The organism is Synechococcus sp. W55.2, assembly GCF_047461635.1.
In the GTDB taxonomy this organism is placed as follows: domain Bacteria; phylum Cyanobacteriota; class Cyanobacteriia; order Thermostichales; family Thermostichaceae; genus Thermostichus.
Genome location: NZ_JANSHM010000010.1, coordinates 25,371 through 42,539 on the forward strand (window position 1 = coordinate 25,371; position 17,169 = coordinate 42,539).

20 protein-coding genes are annotated in these 17,169 nt (G+C 57.8%); 12 read left to right on the forward strand and 8 right to left on the reverse strand.

Features of this window, described 5'->3' with window-relative positions; all coding sequences use genetic code 11:
• Positions 1-263 precede the first annotated feature (263 nt).
• A complete protein-coding gene (locus NW828_RS03835; protein WP_414381668.1) occupies positions 264-2,420 on the forward strand; it encodes an NAD(P)H-quinone oxidoreductase subunit 5 in 2,157 nt (718 codons plus the stop codon).
• 171 nt (positions 2,421-2,591) lie between these two features.
• Positions 2,592-3,089 (forward strand): SMC-Scp complex subunit ScpB, encoded by a 498-nt coding sequence (gene scpB, locus NW828_RS03840; protein ID WP_414374371.1) that lies wholly within the window; start codon positions 2,592-2,594, stop codon positions 3,087-3,089.
• A 103-nt stretch (positions 3,090-3,192) separates the two neighbouring features.
• Here scpB and NW828_RS03845 read toward each other — a convergent pair whose 3' ends face one another.
• The gene (locus NW828_RS03845) at positions 3,193-3,843 is read right to left on the reverse strand and encodes a peroxiredoxin (RefSeq protein ID WP_414381671.1); all 651 of its coding nucleotides are present in this window, start codon (positions 3,841-3,843) and stop codon (positions 3,193-3,195) included.
• Between the two features lie 293 nt (positions 3,844-4,136).
• On the opposite strand from NW828_RS03845, the gene NW828_RS03850 reads away from it, so the two are divergent.
• Positions 4,137-5,192: a hypothetical protein gene (locus tag NW828_RS03850; protein WP_414381674.1), complete on the forward strand. Its 1,056-nt coding sequence runs from the start codon at positions 4,137-4,139 to the stop codon at positions 5,190-5,192.
• A gap of 79 nt (positions 5,193-5,271) precedes the next feature.
• Here the strand turns inward: NW828_RS03850 and NW828_RS03855 are convergent, their stop codons facing one another.
• Together NW828_RS03855 and NW828_RS03860 are read right to left on the reverse strand one after the other, a co-directional pair.
• A complete protein-coding gene (locus tag NW828_RS03855) occupies positions 5,272-6,063 on the reverse strand; it encodes an alpha/beta hydrolase (RefSeq protein WP_414381677.1) in 792 nt (263 codons plus the stop codon).
• Positions 6,064-6,237: 174 nt separating this feature from the next.
• Entirely contained in the window at positions 6,238-6,825 is a 588-nt protein-coding gene (locus NW828_RS03860; RefSeq protein WP_414328684.1) for a lysostaphin resistance A-like protein, read from the reverse strand.
• Positions 6,826-7,317: 492 nt separating this feature from the next.
• Between NW828_RS03860 and NW828_RS03865 the strand changes: the two genes are divergently transcribed.
• The 3 genes from NW828_RS03865 (at position 7,318) to NW828_RS03875 (ending at position 8,986) form a co-directional block, all read left to right on the forward strand.
• Positions 7,318-7,446 (forward strand): hypothetical protein, encoded by a 129-nt coding sequence (locus NW828_RS03865; RefSeq protein WP_414328685.1) that lies wholly within the window; start codon positions 7,318-7,320, stop codon positions 7,444-7,446.
• 202 nt (positions 7,447-7,648) lie between these two features.
• Positions 7,649-8,182: a thermonuclease family protein gene (locus tag NW828_RS03870; RefSeq protein WP_011431781.1), complete on the forward strand. Its 534-nt coding sequence runs from the start codon at positions 7,649-7,651 to the stop codon at positions 8,180-8,182.
• Positions 8,183-8,287: 105 nt separating this feature from the next.
• Positions 8,288-8,986, forward strand: coding sequence for a cofactor assembly of complex C subunit B (locus tag NW828_RS03875; RefSeq protein ID WP_414355440.1), 699 nt, complete (start codon positions 8,288-8,290; stop codon positions 8,984-8,986).
• 3 nt (positions 8,987-8,989) lie between these two features.
• Here the strand turns inward: NW828_RS03875 and bchI are convergent, their stop codons facing one another.
• A complete protein-coding gene (gene bchI, locus NW828_RS03880) occupies positions 8,990-10,048 on the reverse strand; it encodes a magnesium chelatase ATPase subunit I (protein WP_414381708.1) in 1,059 nt (352 codons plus the stop codon).
• Positions 10,049-10,436: 388 nt separating this feature from the next.
• Here bchI and NW828_RS03885 point away from each other — a divergent pair, with 388 nt between their 5' ends.
• Both NW828_RS03885 and NW828_RS03890 read left to right on the forward strand, forming a co-directional pair.
• Positions 10,437-10,781, forward strand: a complete 345-nt coding sequence (locus NW828_RS03885) for a DUF4168 domain-containing protein (RefSeq protein ID WP_414381679.1) — start codon at positions 10,437-10,439, stop codon at positions 10,779-10,781.
• A gap of 75 nt (positions 10,782-10,856) precedes the next feature.
• Entirely contained in the window at positions 10,857-11,396 is a 540-nt protein-coding gene (locus tag NW828_RS03890; protein ID WP_011431777.1) for a DUF3611 family protein, read from the forward strand.
• A gap of 183 nt (positions 11,397-11,579) precedes the next feature.
• Here NW828_RS03890 and NW828_RS03895 read toward each other — a convergent pair whose 3' ends face one another.
• Together NW828_RS03895 and psaK are read right to left on the reverse strand one after the other, a co-directional pair.
• A complete protein-coding gene (locus tag NW828_RS03895) occupies positions 11,580-11,717 on the reverse strand; it encodes a photosystem II reaction center protein K (protein ID WP_414350277.1) in 138 nt (45 codons plus the stop codon).
• A 236-nt stretch (positions 11,718-11,953) separates the two neighbouring features.
• Positions 11,954-12,199 carry a photosystem I reaction center subunit PsaK gene (gene psaK, locus NW828_RS03900; RefSeq protein ID WP_011431775.1) on the reverse strand — a complete coding sequence of 82 codons (246 nt, stop codon included), beginning with the start codon at positions 12,197-12,199 and terminating at the stop codon, positions 11,954-11,956.
• Positions 12,200-12,556: 357 nt separating this feature from the next.
• Between psaK and NW828_RS03905 the strand changes: the two genes are divergently transcribed.
• From NW828_RS03905 to NW828_RS03915, 3 genes are all read left to right on the forward strand, one after another.
• Entirely contained in the window at positions 12,557-13,528 is a 972-nt protein-coding gene (locus NW828_RS03905; protein WP_414381682.1) for a fatty acid desaturase, read from the forward strand.
• Between the two features lies 1 nt (position 13,529).
• A complete protein-coding gene (locus tag NW828_RS03910) occupies positions 13,530-14,411 on the forward strand; it encodes a hypothetical protein (protein WP_414381711.1) in 882 nt (293 codons plus the stop codon).
• A gap of 70 nt (positions 14,412-14,481) precedes the next feature.
• Positions 14,482-15,351 carry an SDH family Clp fold serine proteinase gene (locus NW828_RS03915; protein ID WP_414350282.1) on the forward strand — a complete coding sequence of 290 codons (870 nt, stop codon included), beginning with the start codon at positions 14,482-14,484 and terminating at the stop codon, positions 15,349-15,351.
• Here the strand turns inward: NW828_RS03915 and NW828_RS03920 are convergent.
• A complete protein-coding gene (locus NW828_RS03920; protein WP_414381684.1) occupies positions 15,343-16,035 on the reverse strand; it encodes a J domain-containing protein in 693 nt (230 codons plus the stop codon). The genes NW828_RS03915 and NW828_RS03920 overlap by 9 nt on opposite strands.
• 84 nt (positions 16,036-16,119) lie before the next feature.
• Between NW828_RS03920 and NW828_RS03925 the strand changes: the two genes are divergently transcribed.
• Positions 16,120-16,410 carry a DUF3082 domain-containing protein gene (locus tag NW828_RS03925; RefSeq protein WP_414381687.1) on the forward strand — a complete coding sequence of 97 codons (291 nt, stop codon included), beginning with the start codon at positions 16,120-16,122 and terminating at the stop codon, positions 16,408-16,410.
• Positions 16,411-16,471: 61 nt separating this feature from the next.
• Here NW828_RS03925 and sixA read toward each other — a convergent pair whose 3' ends face one another.
• A complete protein-coding gene (gene sixA / locus NW828_RS03930; RefSeq protein WP_414342649.1) occupies positions 16,472-17,083 on the reverse strand; it encodes a phosphohistidine phosphatase SixA in 612 nt (203 codons plus the stop codon).
• Positions 17,084-17,169: the final 86 nt, after the last annotated feature.

The window sequence follows — 17,169 nt, forward strand, 5'->3', positions numbered from 1 at the left end:
GCCTGCGACCGTCGGCTTCGGCTCAGAGCCGATTCTTTAGGATATTTACAGATTTAGCTGCGGGGATCCCGGTTGATCTGCGGGAAAAGCCTCTGCTGTGATGGACTTGATGCTCGGGATCCGGATCCGCACTCTGTCGCAAAAGTTTACAATGGCAGAAGCAGTTGAGCAAATGCCAGCCCACCAGACACTCCCACCGGCCAATTGCAGGGCTAGCAGAGCAGGTTCGTTGCTGTGAGAGGACGCATTCAGAAGCATTTCCCATGGAATTCATCTACACATACGCCTGGTTGATCCCCGTCTATCCTTTGGTGGCGGCCTTTCTACTCGGCTTAGGCATCCTGATGTTCAACGCCTGGACAAGGGCCAACCGCTCTTTGGCTGCCTTTTTGAGCGTGTTCGCGACCGGGACGGCGATGGTTCATGCCTTTGCCCTTTTGGTCAGCCAGGTGCAAGGGCACGAAACCGTCCTCAGAACCATCACCTGGGCCCAGGCGGGATCCTTCTCGGTGGACATGGGCTTTGTCGTGGATCACCTGAGCGCCATGATGCTGGTGGTGGTGACCACGGTGGCCTTTCTGGTGCAGATCTACTCCGATGGCTACATGGCCCACGATCCCGGCTATGTGCGTTTCTACGCCTACCTGAGCTTATTTAGCTCCTCGATGCTGGGCTTGGTGGTCAGCCCCAACCTGGTGCAGATCTATATCTTCTGGGAGCTGGTGGGGATGTGCTCCTACCTGCTCATTGGCTTTTGGCACGACCGGCAGGCAGCGGCAGAAGCAGCGCAAAAGGCGTTTGTGGTCAACCGGGTGGGAGATTTCGGCCTGCTGTTGGGCATCTTAGGTTTTTACTGGATTTCCGGTACCTTCGCGTTTGACGAGATCGGGCGCAACTTGCAGGAGATGTTGGCTGCCGGAGCGGTGAGCAGCAGCTTAATTGCCCTGTTTGCGGTGTTGGTGTTCTTGGGGCCGGTGGCCAAGTCGGCCCAGTTCCCCCTGCATGTGTGGTTGCCGGATGCTATGGAAGGTCCCACGCCTATCTCGGCTCTCATCCACGCGGCGACGATGGTGGCGGCTGGGGTATTCCTCTTGGCCCGCATGTTCCCAGTGCTGGAAGGGATCCCGGTGGCCATGGACATCATCGCCTGGACGGGGGCGGGCACAGCCTTCTTGGGGGCCACCATTGCCATCACCCAAAATGACATCAAAAAGGGCTTGGCCTACTCCACCATTTCCCAACTGGGCTACATGGTCATGGCTATGGGATGTGGGGCCTATGGGGCGGGCCTGTTTCACCTGATGACCCACGCCTACTTTAAGGCGATGCTCTTTTTGTGCTCTGGCTCAGTTATCCACGGCATGGAAGCGGTGGTCGGCCATGACCCGGTTTTGGCCCAAGACATGCGCCTGATGGGGGGGTTGCGCAAATACATGCCGGTTACGGCCATCACGTTTTTGATCGGCACGTTGGCCATTTGTGGGATCCCGCCTTTCGCCGGCTTTTGGTCTAAGGATGAGATCTTGGGCGCTGTTTTTGAACGGAACCCAGCTTTGTGGGGGGTGGGCTTCCTCACCGCCGGCATCACTGCCTTCTACATGTTTCGCATCTATTTCCTCACCTTTGAAGGGGAGTTTCGCGGCACCAACCTGAGACTGCGGCAGGAGGTGGCTGTCAGCGCGGGTCGTCCTGTGCCGGCTTTTGCCTATGTTTTCGCGGGGAAACAGCCGGCCTTTGGCCCCGGAGCCATGAACATTCAAGAAAAACCCCAGCCCAGCAGCCATCCTGAAGCTCAGGAAAACCTACACGATGGGCATGGCCACGCCTCAGAGCCCCATGAGTCCCCTTGGTCGATGACCTTCCCGCTGTTGGCTCTGGCCGTCCCTTCTGTGCTGATTGGCCTGGTGGGTACCCCTTTTGCCAACTTCTTTGAAGCTTTCATCCACCCACCGACTGAGTCTGTGGCAGAGGCAGGCTCGATTTTACCGCTGGTGGCAGCAGAGTGGCAGGAGGTGCTGGCGGGCCATTTCGATTGGGCAGAGTTTCTAATCATGGCGGGTAGTTCCGTGGGCATTGGGCTGATCGGCATCACTTTGGCCAGCTTGATCTACTGGCAAAAGCGCATCGACCCGGGCACCTTCCCCCAAAGCCTGCAGCCGCTCTACTACTTCTCCCTCAACAAGTGGTACATTGACGACCTCTATGAGCGAGTCTTTGTGCAGGGCACCCGCTTCGTGGCACGGGAGGCGCTGGAGGTGGACAGCCGCATTGTGGATGGTGTGGTCAACCTGACGGGCTTGGTGACCATGGTGAGCGGCGAGGCGATGAAATACCTGGAGAGCGGCAAGGCCCAGTTTTACGCTTTGATTATCTTTGCAGCGGTGGTGGTGATGGTGGTGGCATCAGGGGTAGGGTTCTAGCTCGAAGGCGAGGATGGATCCGGCCCGCTTGGCCAAGGGATCCCTCAGCCTAGAACTGCTGCTATGCTACGGAGCAAGTTGAGCGGATCCCTTGTTGCAATGGCCCCGCGTTCTCTTAAGTCGATTTCGCATCCCTTGTTGGCGGAAAGGCAAGGTCAGAGGGAGCGTGTCTTGGCCCTGAAAAATCAGATCGAAGCGATCCTCTACTTAAAAGGGCAGCCCCTGGAGCTATCCGCCCTGGCCCAGTTGGCCCATTGCAGTCGCGACGAAGCCTACGATGCGCTGCTGGAATTAATGGAAGACTATGCCCATCGCGATTCTGCCCTGGAAGTCCTACAGGTGGGGGAAGGGTTTGCCCTGCAGTTGCGGGAGCCGTTTTTGGAGCTGGCCAACCAGCTTTTACCCCCTGAAATTGGGGTGGGTGCTACCCGTACCCTGGCTACAATCATTCTGCGTGGCCCCCTCTCGCAAGCCGATTTGGTGGAGTTGCGCGGTCAAGGTGCTTATCAGCACGTGGCAGAGCTGGTAGAAAAAGGCTTCGTTACCCGCTATCGCAAAGAAGGCTGCCGTTCCCCTTGGTTGCGCGTGACGGATAAATTTCATCGCTACTTCACAGTAGATGAGCTGGCCAAAAAAGCAGCAGAGGCAGCCTCCTTCCCCGAACAGTAAATAAGGATCCCCGATAAGGGGATCCAGACCAAAAGGATCCCAGCTTTACCCGACGAAGGGATCCCTTCTCAAGCGCCCGTCAAAGTTGGTGTTCGGGCTTTTACTACTTATTAGGCTGAGGGGTGACCCGCAAATAAGGCTTAATTTCCTGATAGCCTTTTGGGAACTTCTCTTTCAGCACTTCCGGATCTTTCAGCGAAGGCGGAATGATGACATCGTCACCGTCTTTCCAGTCGGCAGGGGTGACGACATTGTACTTATCCGTCAGCTGTAGGGCATCGATCACCCGCAGGAGCTCGTCGAAGTTGCGGCCTGTGCTGGCCGGGTAGGTAAGAATGAGGCGTATCTTCTTGTTGGGATCGATGATGAACACCGAGCGCACCGTCAGGGGCAGCCCTTCTTGGTTGATGTTGGTTTGATCCAACATGTCGTAGAGCTGAGAAACCTTGCGGTCTGCATCCGCCAAGATGGGATAGTTCAGGGTGGTGTTCTGGGTTTCCTCGATGTCTTTCACCCAGCCCACGTGGGAGTCCACATCGTCCACACTGAGGGCGATCACCTTCACACCCCGCTTTTCAAATTCGGGCATCAGCTTGGCAACGGTGCCTAGCTCTGTGGTGCAGACCGGCGTGTAATCGGCGGGGTGAGAGAACAACACCACCCAGCTATCCCCGGCCCAAGAGTAGAAATCGATTTCGCCGTGGGTAGACTTTTGCGTGAAATTGGGAGCAGTATCGCCAAGTCGGAGAGACATACGCTCTTGATCCTCCGTAAAAGGGTTCAGTCCGGTGAGACAGGGATCCGGATCCTTCGACCCGATCCCTCCCGATCTTGCCACATAACTCCACTTTTCCGAGCGGATTGCAGGTGATTTTAAGATTCTTGCTGGCGGGAGGGAGTTGCTCCTCCTCTTCCCTGACGCCTTGCGCCTAGGCAGAACGTAAACAATTGCTGCGCGGATCTTAACGTTCCTTAAGTTCTTTGCTGCAGCGGTAGCCCCCTAGAAGTATGCTAGGTAACACTAGATCCTCTGACGTAAGGTAGGCCATGGAAGAATTGAGGCAAGACGCAGAAACCGTTACACCTTGCAGCTTGGCCACCCTGTGGGCGCAAAAATATGTAGACAAGCTACGGGCACAGGCTGCCTTGGGCGAGCTGCCAGGCGCCCCTCTAGCTGACAAGGTGAAGGGATCTTTGCGCTTTGCCAGCTCCCAGGCCTGGGCGAAGACGGAGCGGCTCTTGGCTGCTGAAATACCGAGGCAGCGGCTGGATCCGGACTTGATTGATCCCTGGCAAATTGCCGAGGATTCCCAGGAGTTATTTGAAAAGGCAGCAGCAAGTTGTGGGGAGGGCCTCTCACCAGCCCGCTTTTCGGTAAAGATCGCGCCATCTTGTGGCCAGCTGCGGGCTCGCTACAGCAAGCCGGATCCGCGGGTACTTGGCTTTTTAAGCATGCAATTTCACTACACGGGGCAAATGGTCCTGCAGGCTCTGCTGCCCCAGGAGCGGGGTCTCTTCCACCCCTACTTGAAGGTTATGGATGACCACCTGTACATGCCTTTGCAGAGGATGTACGAGGCCGCTGCCGCCCAGGCAGGCGATCACTTTTCTGCGCCTTTGGCTGCTATTCAAGAGCTCTTGCCCCTGGTTACCAGCGTGGCAGAGTCCATTTGTGCCGAGGTAGCCCAACGTTTTCCGGACTATCACTGCGAAAGCGGTCCCTTGACAGATCTGAACGTGCGGATTTCCAGCATCCGCGATGTGGAGATGTTTCAGGTGTACTTGGGCCTCTGTGCCCTAGAAGGCAGCATGGCGGCTATCCAGCAGGAGCTGTTTCCCCTCTGTGTGATGCTCTACCCCCCTTTGAAAGTGAGCTGGGAGCTGGTACGGCAGATGCTCAAGCTCTTGGATAAGGTTCTGAGGTCTGGTCTCAGCCAGGCCAGCTATGCCATCCTGCTGCCCTACCTCCAGGCAGTGCAGGGTATGTTCTCGCTGGAGGTTTTTCCTGAAAATGACCCCATCTGGAGCCATCATCCCGATGTGATGCGCTTTATGGAGACGGCGCAGAATCTGTTGCAAGAATTGCTGGCTCAAAAAGCTTAAAGGCCAGTTAACGCCACCATTCCTATTCCCGCTCGCGACCTCCCAGTTACGCAAGGAAGGGAACATTGGCAGTTGCTGCTCAGCCTGCCTGCAGCTTGGGATCCACCAGCTCGGCCACGAATTGGTGCAGGATGGCGACATAGCGCTCTCTGGCCACCTGCAGCAAGTTGTTGTGATCGGCTCCCTCGATGGGCACCAAGCGTTTGGGATCCCGTGCTGCTTGGTAAAGGGCTTCAGCATGCCAGAAGGGGATTAGACGATCCTGGGTACCGTGCAAAATTAGCAGCGGGCAATTGATCTTGGCCATGCGGCTGAGGTTGTCGAAGCGATCGAAAGGTAGCAGCGGGATGCGCGTCAAGACGCGGAAGGCAGTCACGAAAGTAGATTCCAGGATCAGGCCGCCCACTGGTTTTTGCGCTGCCAGGTAAACCGAGGGCCCGCCCCCTACTGATCTTCCATAGACCAAGATCCGCTCCGGCGGGATCCCTTGGGCAACTAGGTAAGTGTAAGCGGCCTCGATATCTTTGTAAGCGCCGGCCTCGGAAGGGATCCCTTCGCTGGTGCCGTAGCCGCGGTAGTCGTAGGCCAAGACGGCAAACCCAGCCTGCTGCAGGTGCACCAAGCGGGGCAGGATATCCCCCAAGTCTTCAGCGTTGCCATGGCTATAGAGGAGGGTATAAGCAGCAGCCGGATTGGGCAGATATACCGCTGAAATCTGCAGCCCATCAGAGGTCGTGAGCTTGAGAATGGCGTCCCCATCTCGATAGCTGGCGGGCTGGGGCAGAAAGATCAGCCGCTCCGATTGAAACCAGCCCAGCCAGAGCAGGTAGCCGTACACCACCAGCCCGACCAGCAGCAAGGATCGCCCCACGCGCAGCCATGGGAAGGATCCCCAAACTAGTTGTAGGAGATCTCGGTGGGGCATTGACAGGAAGGCATCGACAAGTAAGTTAAGCTCAATTTGCGGCACTTGCCCAAGGTTCTGCGCTGCTTACAGGCAACCCCTTTCCCATAAGGGAAGAGGGGAGCAGGAAAACTGCATCCTTCAGGGCTCCGCTTGAGAGAAAAAGCATTTCCAGGCACAAACCCCAATCCAGTTGACAAGGGTGTGGGCGACAATGGTGACCAGCAGGTTTCCCGACAGCCACAAGCCAATCCCCATGAGGATACCAACTCCGCTGGCCCAGACGGCATAGGGCCAGCCCTGCCATCCCAGCCAATGCAAGGCGCCAAACAAGAGGCCGCTCAGCAGGATCCCGCCTGTCCACCCTAAGGGGCTGGCCACCAGAGCTGACAGCAGCACACCGCGAAACAGCCATTCCTCGCTCCAGCCCGGCAGCAGGCCCACCCAAAGGATATCTCCCCACTGCAAGGGATCCGCCACCCAGTGTAAGTAGGCAGTGGCTGCCCGACGATAGGCTGGCCAGAGCCGGTAAACCCCGCCGCTGAGCAGAGCCACCCCCAGTCCCAGCCCTGCCCCCCACGCCAAGGCTAGGGGATCCCAGCGAAACGGCACGGGAAAGGAGGATCCCAGCCAGATCCAGAGACCCACAATGAGAGCCGAAAACAGGGTGGTGATGCCCATTCCATTCAAGATCTGTTCGCGTGTGCAGGGCTGAATCTGGGAAGTCATGGAGGGGATCCCTAGGCTTCGAACTCCGGAGGGTTAACAGCAACTGCTGTTTTTATCATCGTTTATCTCAGCGGTCCTAGGTTCACGGCAGGTTGACAGCAGCTACAGAGCGTCCCTCAAAACTGCCTCAGCTTGTAAGCCAGCATGGATATGAGCCTTGAGTGTGACCAAAGGGACTCAATCGCCCCCTTGCTTTGTCTTCTGAGCCTCTGTGTAGCGCTTGATAACCTCTCCGGAAACTTGCCCCGCTGTACCCGCGTAGTAGCTTGGGTTCTACAAATAACCACCCCAGAGCCTCTTTTTGAGTTCAGAATGTCTCCCAAAGAGAGCAGGAGCCGTGGAACTTTTAATACCTTGGCAACGACCGCCGGAGCCGCCTTGGGAGAAGCAGAAAGAAAAACGTGATTCAAGGCTTAGAGTAGAGAAGGGCTTCCAAGCTTTTACCCTCAGCCCGGCTATACCCCAAATACCCACACCCGAGATGGGTGCAAAGTGCTCCGCACCACGGACGCGACCGAGCGGCGCATTCACCAAGCCATTCAAAACGCGCAGGCTCGCTTCGACAGCGACAAGTTCGCCGACAAATTTGCCCAGCAACTGCGGGGAGAGCCGGGGAACTGAAGAAAAGCGAGCAGGAATGGCTCAGTCGCCTGGGAGCCTTGGGCAACCCAACCAACGGCGGATCTACTGCTGGCCAATTCAAATCTGCGGTGGGATTGTTTTCTGGAGAGTTGCCGCTACCATTACACTTTGAGCGTTGCCACCGGAAACTCCCCGGCGGGAAAAGAAGAGGGGGCTGCGTCCAAAGTGGGGGATTAAGGTCATGTTCCAGCGTATTGCTCTCGGCTCTGCTGCATTGGGATTGCTTCTGGCCATACCCGTCCTTCCCAGCCACGGGTTTGGAGAGCCCCGGGTCGTTCCCGATACCCCGTTCTACTTCGACAACCACCGCTTCGATCGCTACCCAGATGCGGTTGTGGTGCGGGTGGTCAACGGCGACACCCTAGTAGTGCAAATCGAAGGGGAACAGAAGATGCGCCTAATCCGGTTGGCCGGGATCGAGGGTCTCAGCCCGGAAGAAAACCCCTATTACCAGCAAGCCATTGAACTGATGCGGGAGCGCATCCTCTACCGCACCGTCAAGCTGGAAGGGGATAAGTTGCTGCGCAACGTAGATGCTACGGGCTTGGTGGAGGCCTATGTCTGGTTAGAAGGCCATCAGATGAACGCCATGTTGGTGCGCAATGGCCTGGCCCGCATCATCCCCTACAGCCACAACATCAAGTACGACAGCTACTACGGTGGCCTACAAGAAAAAGCCCAGCAGGAGCGCCTTGGCATTTGGAGCCGTCTCTGAGTTGGCTTTATACTGAACTTCAGTTCTTTAATCTTCAAGGGAGCAGAGAGGAAAGAGCTTCTCCCTTCTCTCCCGTTACTTCCTCTAGGTTATGCCTAGCCTGCCTTGACGGTTGAACCCACTCCAGCCCCCAGGGATCCCAATCGCTGGGTGAGGCGGCTGCCTCTGGTGACCGGCCTTTTGGGCAGCGTCCTTTTGGTTATTAATCGACTGGCCTTTACGCCGGAATTGCTTACCAGCCAGTCCCGTTCAGATGCCTTGGGGATCCTCCTCAGCGCCGTTTTGATCCTGACCGGCCTGCTGTGGCAGCAGATCCAGCCTCTTCCACCCCAAACGGCCCCCCTGCAGGGGATCCCCGGCTGTGATTGGCATCCCGATCTTTCCGAAAGCGAGAAACTGGAGCTGGCTTGGGCCTCCCATACCCTGCTCAGCACCACCGCCGCCCGCACCGTGGTGATCTGGGTGGGTGGGCGAACCCTCCTGCAACGGGGGATCCTAGCCACCCCCGGCCAGATGCCCTCCATTCAGCCCAAGAGCGTTTTACAGCGGGTCTTGCAGACGGGGCGGCCCGTGTATTTGGTGGATCTCAAGCTGTTCCCGGCCCGCGCCGAGTTCGATGGCCTGTTGCCCCCCGGATCCCAGGCCGTGCTGTGCCAGCCCATCGGCCAGCGAGGGTGCTTGATTTTGGGGAGCGATACCCCACGCAGCTTCAGCCGGCAGGAGCAAACCTGGATTGCCGCCATTGCCGACAAGCTAGCAGCCACCCTACTCCCCTCTCCCCCTGGGAGAGGGGCTGGGGGGTGAGGGCTAGGCGGCGCTCTCTAGGCTCACCTGGAACACTTCGCTGAAGGCTTTTTCCACCTTGTAGCCGGAGTCGATGGTTTCCAAGGGATCCTTGCGCAGGCGGTGACGCAAACACAGGCTGATCACCCGACGGATATCGGCGGCGGTGACCTCACTGCGCCCCTCTAGAGCTGCCAGGGCTTTGGCAGCCCGGTTGGTTACAATGTCTCCGCGCAGTCCATCCACCTCCAAAGCCGCGCATACCCCAGAGATCTTCAAGCGCAAGTCGGGATCCACTGCCACGTTGGGCAAAAGATGTTGGGCTTTTTCGATGCGCTCCCGCAGGCGCTGCTGGGAATCGGCATACTTGGCCAAAAAAGCCTGGGGATCGGCGTCGAACTGGCTGCGCTCCTCCACGATCCGCACCCGCAGGGCAGCATCTCGCACCGTTTCGATCTGGACGAACATGCCAAAGCGATCCAGCAGTTGAGGCCGCAATTCCCCCTCTTCCGGGTTGCCGGATCCCACCAGCACAAACCGAGCCGGATGACGAATGGAAATGCCTTCCCGTTCCACGGTGTTCCAGCCTGAGGCCGCCGCGTCCAGCAACACATCCACCAAGTGGTCATCCAGCAAATTGACTTCATCCACGTAAAGGATGCCTCGATTGGCCTTGGCTAGTAGCCCTGGCTCAAAAGCCTTCACCCCCTGAGCTAGGGCCCGCTCAATGTCGAGAGTGCCACACACTCGGTCTTCTGTTGCCCCCAAGGGCAGATCCACCATCGGCACCTGGATCCAAGTGCTTTCCAGCGTTTCTCCCGCCTGCAGGCGCTCCCACACTTGATCGCTCATCAAGTCCCGCTGCCGCGGGTGGCTGTTGAAGGGATCCCCTTTCACCACCTCGATCTGGGGCAGCAGGTCGGCCAAAGCGCGGATGGTGGTGGATTTGCCCGTGCCGCGATCCCCCATGATCAGCACCCCGCCAATGCGCGGGTCGATCACGTTGAGGAGCAAGGCCAATTTCATCTCCTCTTGGCCGACGATGGCCGTAAACGGGAAAACCGGGCGACGTTCCAAATGCATAGGGGCAATAACCAACAATTCATCCCCATTATCCCAGAGGCCACTCCCTTCTGGGTGTCAGATAGGCTGGAAAGGGACTGGAACTGGAACCTAAAGACCAGTTTTCGGTCAAATGGAAAAGCAAGCTCAGTTGTCAGCGTGGACGACGCCCTGGGCTTTCACAGAGAGGAGCAGATAGGATCGAAGCCCGCGGGGTTCATCAGAGTGTTGAACCGGCGTGGGGCCGAAAGCTCACAAAAACCCTAGGCAACCTGAGCAACAGTTGGCGGGTGGGGAGACATCAGCGGTGTCAGGCAAAGCAAGTCGGAGACGGTGGACGGCATTTCCAATCCAAAGCGTGGTCCAAAAAGGGCTGGTGGGTTTGATCTGGGTTTGCACTTGGATCCCTGTGCTCACTGTCTCTCTGGCCTTGGCTCAAACCCCCACCACCTCTGTGGTGTTGAGCGATGAGCAGGTAACAATGTACGCCCGTATCGTCTTGGAGATGGAGCCCCACCGGCAAGAGGCCCAAAAGCGCTCCCAAGCCACAAACGACCCAGCCAGCAAAGACCAAATCCGGCGAGAATTCATCCGCACCGCGACCGAGATCATCACTCGCCACGGTATGACTGTGCCCGACTACAACCGCATCACACTCTTGATCCGCTCCGAAGAGGGCAAAGCTTTGAAACAGCGCATTGAGGCCGAAATTCTCCGCCTGCAAAGCGAGGATCCCCGACCGCCAGCCCGATAAAAGTGACTGGGGCCAGAGGATAAAGATAGGCTGGAAGCGGAAGTTGCTGTTCATCCAGGCGAGCGGGGGAAAAAGATGAACGAGCCCATGTCGCCGTCAGTGCGGGCGGCTGTCGAGCGGATGAAGTCTCGCTTGCGCCTGACTCGTCGCTTCGGGTTTTGGTTCCAGGCGATCTTGGGGGCGACGGCGCTGCTGCTGTGGTTCGGCTTTTTAATTGGCCAGAATACCGTCTATCGAGATGACTCGCTGGGGGCTATCATCGCCTTCTGGTTCACCTTGTTTACGTTGCTCACCCTGGCAGCCGGTCTGTTCTTCAACTGGCGCTACTTGCTCCACGCGGAGCGCCGCTCAGCTTCTGCCGATGCCTTAAGCCAATTGGATCTGCCCAAGCAGTTGCAGTTGGTCACCTATATCAGCCTCATTGGGGCCTTCCTCGCTCTGATTGGTATGGAAGCCCAAGTGGGCGAGCTGTTGGCGCGCATGTTTTCCCGCACCCAGGCCAACCAGGTGACAGGAGTGCTGCTGCTGGCCGCCAACATCAACGTGACGTTTGCCCACTTCGTCTGCTTGGCAGGGGTTCTCTGGATTACCGGTGTCCTCGACCGTGAGCCCTAGCGCCGGATCCCTGGCCCAGTTTTGGGAGTCATTGGCATTTACGTTTTTGACCAGTGACAAGACGGCTTGTCGCTTTTGCCGGGGTATAGCAACAAACCCCCCAACCTGGGAGAGGAGCTGGGGGGAAGCACCTCGGCCCTGCCTGAGTTTCCTCCGGACAAGACCTCAGCAGGAGCGATGGCTTCACTTGAAGCCCACTGCCGCTTGCCAGACAAAGGCCAGCAGGAAAAACAGAACAGGGATGATCGGCAAAATGTCGATCAGCGGGTCAAACAATTCATAGCCTTCCGGCAAACTGGCCAGGAGCATCATCGCTGACATGGCAACAAACCTCAGGGGAAAACGCGGCTGAAGGAACTGCTTTTTTCAGAATCGAAATAGAGTGTAACATCACCAAGCAGGGATCCCGGCCAAGTTCAAGAAACTTGACATACCCCCCTGCCTACAGGCAAGGGATTCTGGTTCCTGGTTCTGCGACAGCACTTACTGTGTTGGGTTGTCCCTCCACAACAGCGGTGCTTATTTCCCCAGGCGTTCCCTCTTCCGTTCGCGTCAGCCTAAAGAACGCCAATGTTAGAGAGGCCCAAAACGACCCCCACTCCCAACAAATGGCCAAAGCTGGCAACCCCGATGACTTCTGGCCAGGTCATTCCCAGTACCGGCCCAGTCTCTGAGGCCACTCCAGAGGAGGATTTGAAGCTCAAGTAAGCCAGCCCTGTGCAGAGCAGAATGATCACGGCGTTCAGGGGGGACCAGGGGCTGGTTTGAGCGGTCAGAGCCAACAGCGCAACAACAGGCATCATGGTTTTCGTCCTCAGCTCAGGTTAACCGACCCTTAGATTACCCCTCCTGCTGGGATCCCCTCGCAATCTGCACATGAATTGCAACAAAACCTCACACTACGGCTTTTCTCTGGCTTCAGGGGCAGTTTGCCGTTGCCGGGATCCTTCAGGAATCCTTGGCCAGGAGAGGAAGGTGCCCCCATGGCTGGGGTTGTGAGGAAAATAAGGCTTGGGCTGAGAAGCTGGGCAGGTCTCTGCCGTATACTAACGAAAGTTAACAAACTTATCTCTTCGATCTCTTTTCGGTGTGATGACTGGGACGCGCTGCCTCGACCCATCCTCTCTGTCTGCACTGTGCGCACCTAAGGATGGCTGCCGATGACTGTTGCTGCTACTGCTGAACCAGCCCAAAAACCTTTCGCATTGCCTCGTGAGCTGTTGGGGCCACCCTCGGAATTTTGGAATCCCACCTTGCTGATGTTTTTGGCTGCGGTGGTGCTTTCGGCCTCTTGCTTTGGCGGGTACGCCTTTTGGCACTGGCCCAAATGGATGGTGTTCTGGCTCAATTTTGTGGCCCTCTATGTTCTGGGCACGGTGATTCACGATGCTTCCCATGGCTCGGCCCACCGCAACCGCTTTCTGAACGAGGCACTCGGACACGGCTCTGCCCTGTTGCAGGGTTTTGTCTATCCCGTCTTTAAGCGGGTACACATGCAGCACCACGCCCACGTCAACCATCCTGAAGACGATCCAGATCACTATGTCTCAACGGGAGGGCCGCTGTGGCTGATCGCGCCGCGGTTTTTCTACCATGAGGTGTTTTTCTTTAAGCGGCAGCTCTGGCGGAAAGGTCGCTGGGATCTGCTGGAGTGGGGCTTGAGTCGGCTGGTGGTTATCCTGACCTTTGGTCTGGCCGGTTACTTCGGCTACACTGACTACATCATGAACTATTGGCTACCCCCTGCCTTTATCATGGGGTTCTTGCTGGGCTTGTTTTTTGACTACCTGCCCCATCGCCCTTTTCAATCCCAAGAGCGGTGGTACAATGCCCGCGTCTATCCCGGATGGCTGACCAACATTCTGCTGTTGGGGCAAAACTATCACCTGATCCACCATCTCTGGCCTTCTGTTCCCTGGTACAAATACCAAGCAGCCTACTGGGCAGCCAAACCTGAGCTGGACGCGCGCAACTGCCAGCAAACGCTGGGGATCTGGGAGAAGGGAGAGTTTTGGGGCTTTTTGTACGATGCTCTGATCGGTCTGCACTGGCACAAGCCCACTTCAGCTCACCCCGCTGCGCCAGCCAATCCAGAATCGGAGGGATCCCCTGCGGATCCACAGCTTGGCTAGCATGGTTTGGCCAACGCTGCAAGTCCCGCAGGTGCTGCTGTTTGTGGAAGCGGCCAGCCTGTTGCAGGACTCTAGCCAGGTTTTGTTGCAGGCCGGTCGGGCAACGGCAGATTTGCCGGAGTTGATTGCAGAAGCACAGGCGCGGGCCGAAGCCCAGGTGCAGCTCCTTGGGATCCCGGCAGACTTGCGGGCACAGGTGCGAGGGATCCTCAGGTTGACCTCGCCCCAAGAGGTGCTGGCCTACTTGCAGGACTTGCTGGACAGGGGATCTGGCCCGGATTTGGAAGCCTTTTTGGAGCAGGCGGGATCCGCCTCTACGGTGCTGCGCTTCCCCCCCCTGTTGGTGGGGGCTGTGGCTCTGCAGGTGTTGCTGGAGCGGTTGGACTTTTCTCCAGAAGAGCGGGCTGTGGTGCAAGCCCAACGGGATCAATGGGAACAGGCCCTGGCGGAATTGGCCATCCACCACAGGGTTTCCCCAGAGCCGCTGCGGGCTGCTGCCGAGACGGTGCTGCGGGCGGCTTCAGCAGAGGAGCTGCTGCAACTGGGTCAGGATCTTTTTCAAGATCTCCAAGATCTCGCTGTTGCTGATTCTGAGCCAGAAGCCGAGCCTCAGGTGGAATTGGCGGGGCCTCTGCTGTTCATGATGGTGGCCGATCACCTGTTGGCCCAAACAGAGTATCCGCTGACCCCGGAGCAGCGGCTGGACTTGCAAACCAATCGCGCCGAGGCAGAAACCCGCTACTTGGCCATGCAAAAGTTGGGCCGCATTGAAAACTTGGCGGAGCAGCAGGCTTATATTCGATCCTGGATTGACCAAGCTTCCGTACCGGATTTGCTGCAGGCTTTGGATCGCTTTTTTGCGGCGTCTGAACCCAACTCATGAGGCTCAGGGATCGCCGAAGATTTTGGATCCCCTATGCTGGAGTCAAAGGGATCCCACTTGAGGTGCGAAAGTGGACTGGGGCAGCCTGTTCTGGATTTTCCTGATCTTCAGCTCTTTGCAACCTCTGCTGAACCGTCGTGCCCAAGAGTTCCGGCGCTTGATGGCCATTCGGGAGTTGGAGCAAAAGCGGGGCAGCCGGGTGATTCTGCTCATTCACCGCCAGGAGTCGATCAGTTTTTTGGGGATCCCGGTTTCCCGCTACATCAGCATCGAGGACTCCGAGCAGGTATTGCGGGCGATTCGCCTCACTCCACCCAATACCCCGATTGATTTGATTTTGCATACCCCCGGTGGCCTGGTGCTGGCTACGGAGCAAATTGCCCGCGCCTTGATCCGCCATCCGGCCAAAGTGACAGTGTTTGTGCCCCACTACGCCATGTCGGGGGGGACGATGCTGGCCCTGGCCGCCGACGAAATCGTCATGGATGCCAATGCAGTCCTGGGGCCGGTGGATCCACAGTTGGGGGGGTATGCTGCCGCCAGTATTCTGCAGGTGGTGGCGGATAAACCCATTGCCGAAATCGATGACCAAACCTTGATCCTGGCAGATCTGGCCCGCAAAGCGATGCAACAGGTACAGAACTTCGTGCGGGATCTCCTGAAGGACGATGTGCCCAAGCGCAAAATTGCCCCCGAACGCATCGAGCCCCTCATCCAGTACCTAACCAGTGGACAAGTTACCCACGACTACCCGATCACTGCCGAAGAAGCCCAAAGGTTGGGCCTGCCCATTTCTACTGAGTTGCCACCCCAAATCTATGCCCTGATGGACTTGTACCCACAGGCCACCATGGGCCGCCCTTCCGTGCAGTACATCCCCATCCCCTATGATCCTCGCCCCTCTCTGCCCAGGGGGGGATCCCGCTCTGGCTTAGGGTGAACTCTTGGCGTAAGCTTCCATAGCTTCCAGGCGCAGCCCCCCTGCCCGGCGAAACAGCTCTTGTCCGGTGTGCAGATGGCGGTCGTCGAAGTTCAGGGGGAAATACTGCAGCTCCTCTAGAGCGTCCTCTAGGTGGTTGAGGGCGTAGTAGAGGCGAGAAGCCACTCCCCCCAGGCTGCTGGGATTGGGGAGGCGGCCAAAGATCTGCTGGGCTTGGGCCAGTTTCTGCGCACACTCTTCCAGATAGTCAGCAAAAGACTGCAACAGGTTGGGATCAAAGGGATCCGCCGCCAAAGCATGCAACTGAGGCTCTAGGGAAGACAGCAGGGGCCCCAACACTCGGTTTAGAGGGGTGTAGACCTGTCGGATCCAGGCTGCACGGGCGATGGCTTCGTGGCTGACGGTTTCACGGGGGGATCCCGTCGGCTGGGGGCGGGGTGAGGTGCGGCTGGAGTGCAATTGCCGGTCGTAGTCGCGGCGAGATTGCGGATCTTTGAGCACCGCGTAGGCAGCGTTGATCTGGCGGATGCGCTCAGCGGTGGCCCGATCTTTTTTGGCCAGCAGGCTGTCGGGATGGTGGTACTTGACCAAACGACGGTAGGCAGACTTGATCTCCTCCGCCGTCGCCGCCACGGAAACGCCCAAAACTTCGTAGTGGGATCCCACTCCCGATCCGCTCTCCATAACCCCTAGGCTTGCCGGAAAGAAAAGAAACTTCCACATTGTACCTGCAGCCTAGAATAAAGGTGAGTTTTCCGGTGCTGCCCCATGTCTTCTTCTCCACAGGGATCCCCCCATCCTTTCAGTGCCCTCTTGGGGGCCGCCATCGCCGTCAGTTTGGGCTACGGGTTCTTTCAACTGCTGCTTTCGATGTTGGCCAAGTTGCCGCCAGTTGAGGTGGAGATTGGATCGTTGGCCCGCGGAATCAGCATTCTGGTGCGCTACCTGCTGGTCGGTTCCGTTTCCCTGATTGCCTTCATGTTTGCCATGGTGGGGTTGGGGCTGGCGGCCTATTGTGTGCAATTGCTGGGAGAGCGGCTGACCTCCTCTCAGCGCTGAACCTAGGGGCACAACCTCTGGCCGACTCGTTGGGCGTTTATCATGATGAGCCAGCTTCTTCTCAGCGCAGCACCACCTTGGGGGAGAGCAACAAAGTCAGGGATCCCTGGCGGTAGTCAATCCGGCCTTCGGCAAAGCGCACTTGGGCTAGGCCCGCTTTTTTGAGGGTGATCGCGTGGGCGTTGGCCGGGTTTAGACCAACAGCCGCTTGTACCCACAGGCTCAGATCCGGCTGGTGACCGACCAGAGCCAAAGACGCCAGAGGTTCCCGCTCTGCTTGCCAGCGCACCAGGTCAGCAAAACTGCCGCCCGGAGCCAGCGGTTCAAACACCTCCACAGCTTCGGCCAGGTTCTCGTCCAAAAAGATCTCAGCCGTCTGCCGAGCCCTCACCAAGGGACTGGTGAGCAGGAGATCCCACCTCCAGCCCATGTTCTTGAGCTGGCGGGCAATCTTGCGGCAGCGCCTGCGACCTTCGTCTGTAAGGGCCCGAAAGGCATCCTCGACTTCTGGCCGGGGTTCCTCGGCTATGCCATGGCGAATAAAATCCACAGCCAGCTCCTGCCGGGCAGCTTGCTTTTCTGCCGCACCCTGATAGTGCTCCGCACCGCTAACGCGATAGTGCTCCGCACCGCTAACGCAAACGCCCTCCTGTTGTTCAAACCCAGAGACCATAGAACCCCGTCCTGTCAGCGCGAACGGCACTGTCAAATCTTGACTGCCAAATCTTGGAATAACTGTAACTCTCCCAGAATACTGTG

Bases quoted from the DNA above. Each gene is read 5' to 3' on its own strand.
- NW828_RS03920 (WP_414381684.1), bottom strand. From the start codon at position 16,035: ATGGAGAGCGGATCGGGAGTGGGATCCCACTACGAAGTTTTGGGCGTT.
- NW828_RS03910 (WP_414381711.1), top strand. From the start codon at position 13,530: ATGGTTTGGCCAACGCTGCAAGTCCCGCAGGTGCTGCTGTTTGTGGAA.
- NW828_RS03905 (WP_414381682.1), top strand. From the start codon at position 12,557: ATGACTGTTGCTGCTACTGCTGAACCAGCCCAAAAACCTTTCGCATTG.
- NW828_RS03895 (WP_414350277.1), bottom strand. From the start codon at position 11,717: ATGTCAGCGATGATGCTCCTGGCCAGTTTGCCGGAAGGCTATGAATTG.
- psaK (WP_011431775.1), bottom strand. From the start codon at position 12,199: ATGATGCCTGTTGTTGCGCTGTTGGCTCTGACCGCTCAAACCAGCCCC.
- NW828_RS03870 (WP_011431781.1), top strand. From the start codon at position 7,649: ATGTTCCAGCGTATTGCTCTCGGCTCTGCTGCATTGGGATTGCTTCTG.
- NW828_RS03890 (WP_011431777.1), top strand. From the start codon at position 10,857: ATGAACGAGCCCATGTCGCCGTCAGTGCGGGCGGCTGTCGAGCGGATG.
- NW828_RS03845 (WP_414381671.1), bottom strand. From the start codon at position 3,843: ATGTCTCTCCGACTTGGCGATACTGCTCCCAATTTCACGCAAAAGTCT.
- NW828_RS03850 (WP_414381674.1), top strand. From the start codon at position 4,137: ATGGAAGAATTGAGGCAAGACGCAGAAACCGTTACACCTTGCAGCTTG.
- NW828_RS03860 (WP_414328684.1), bottom strand. From the start codon at position 6,825: ATGACTTCCCAGATTCAGCCCTGCACACGCGAACAGATCTTGAATGGA.
- sixA (WP_414342649.1), bottom strand. From the start codon at position 17,083: ATGGTCTCTGGGTTTGAACAACAGGAGGGCGTTTGCGTTAGCGGTGCG.
- bchI (WP_414381708.1), bottom strand. From the start codon at position 10,048: ATGCATTTGGAACGTCGCCCGGTTTTCCCGTTTACGGCCATCGTCGGC.
- NW828_RS03925 (WP_414381687.1), top strand. From the start codon at position 16,120: ATGTCTTCTTCTCCACAGGGATCCCCCCATCCTTTCAGTGCCCTCTTG.
- NW828_RS03835 (WP_414381668.1), top strand. From the start codon at position 264: ATGGAATTCATCTACACATACGCCTGGTTGATCCCCGTCTATCCTTTG.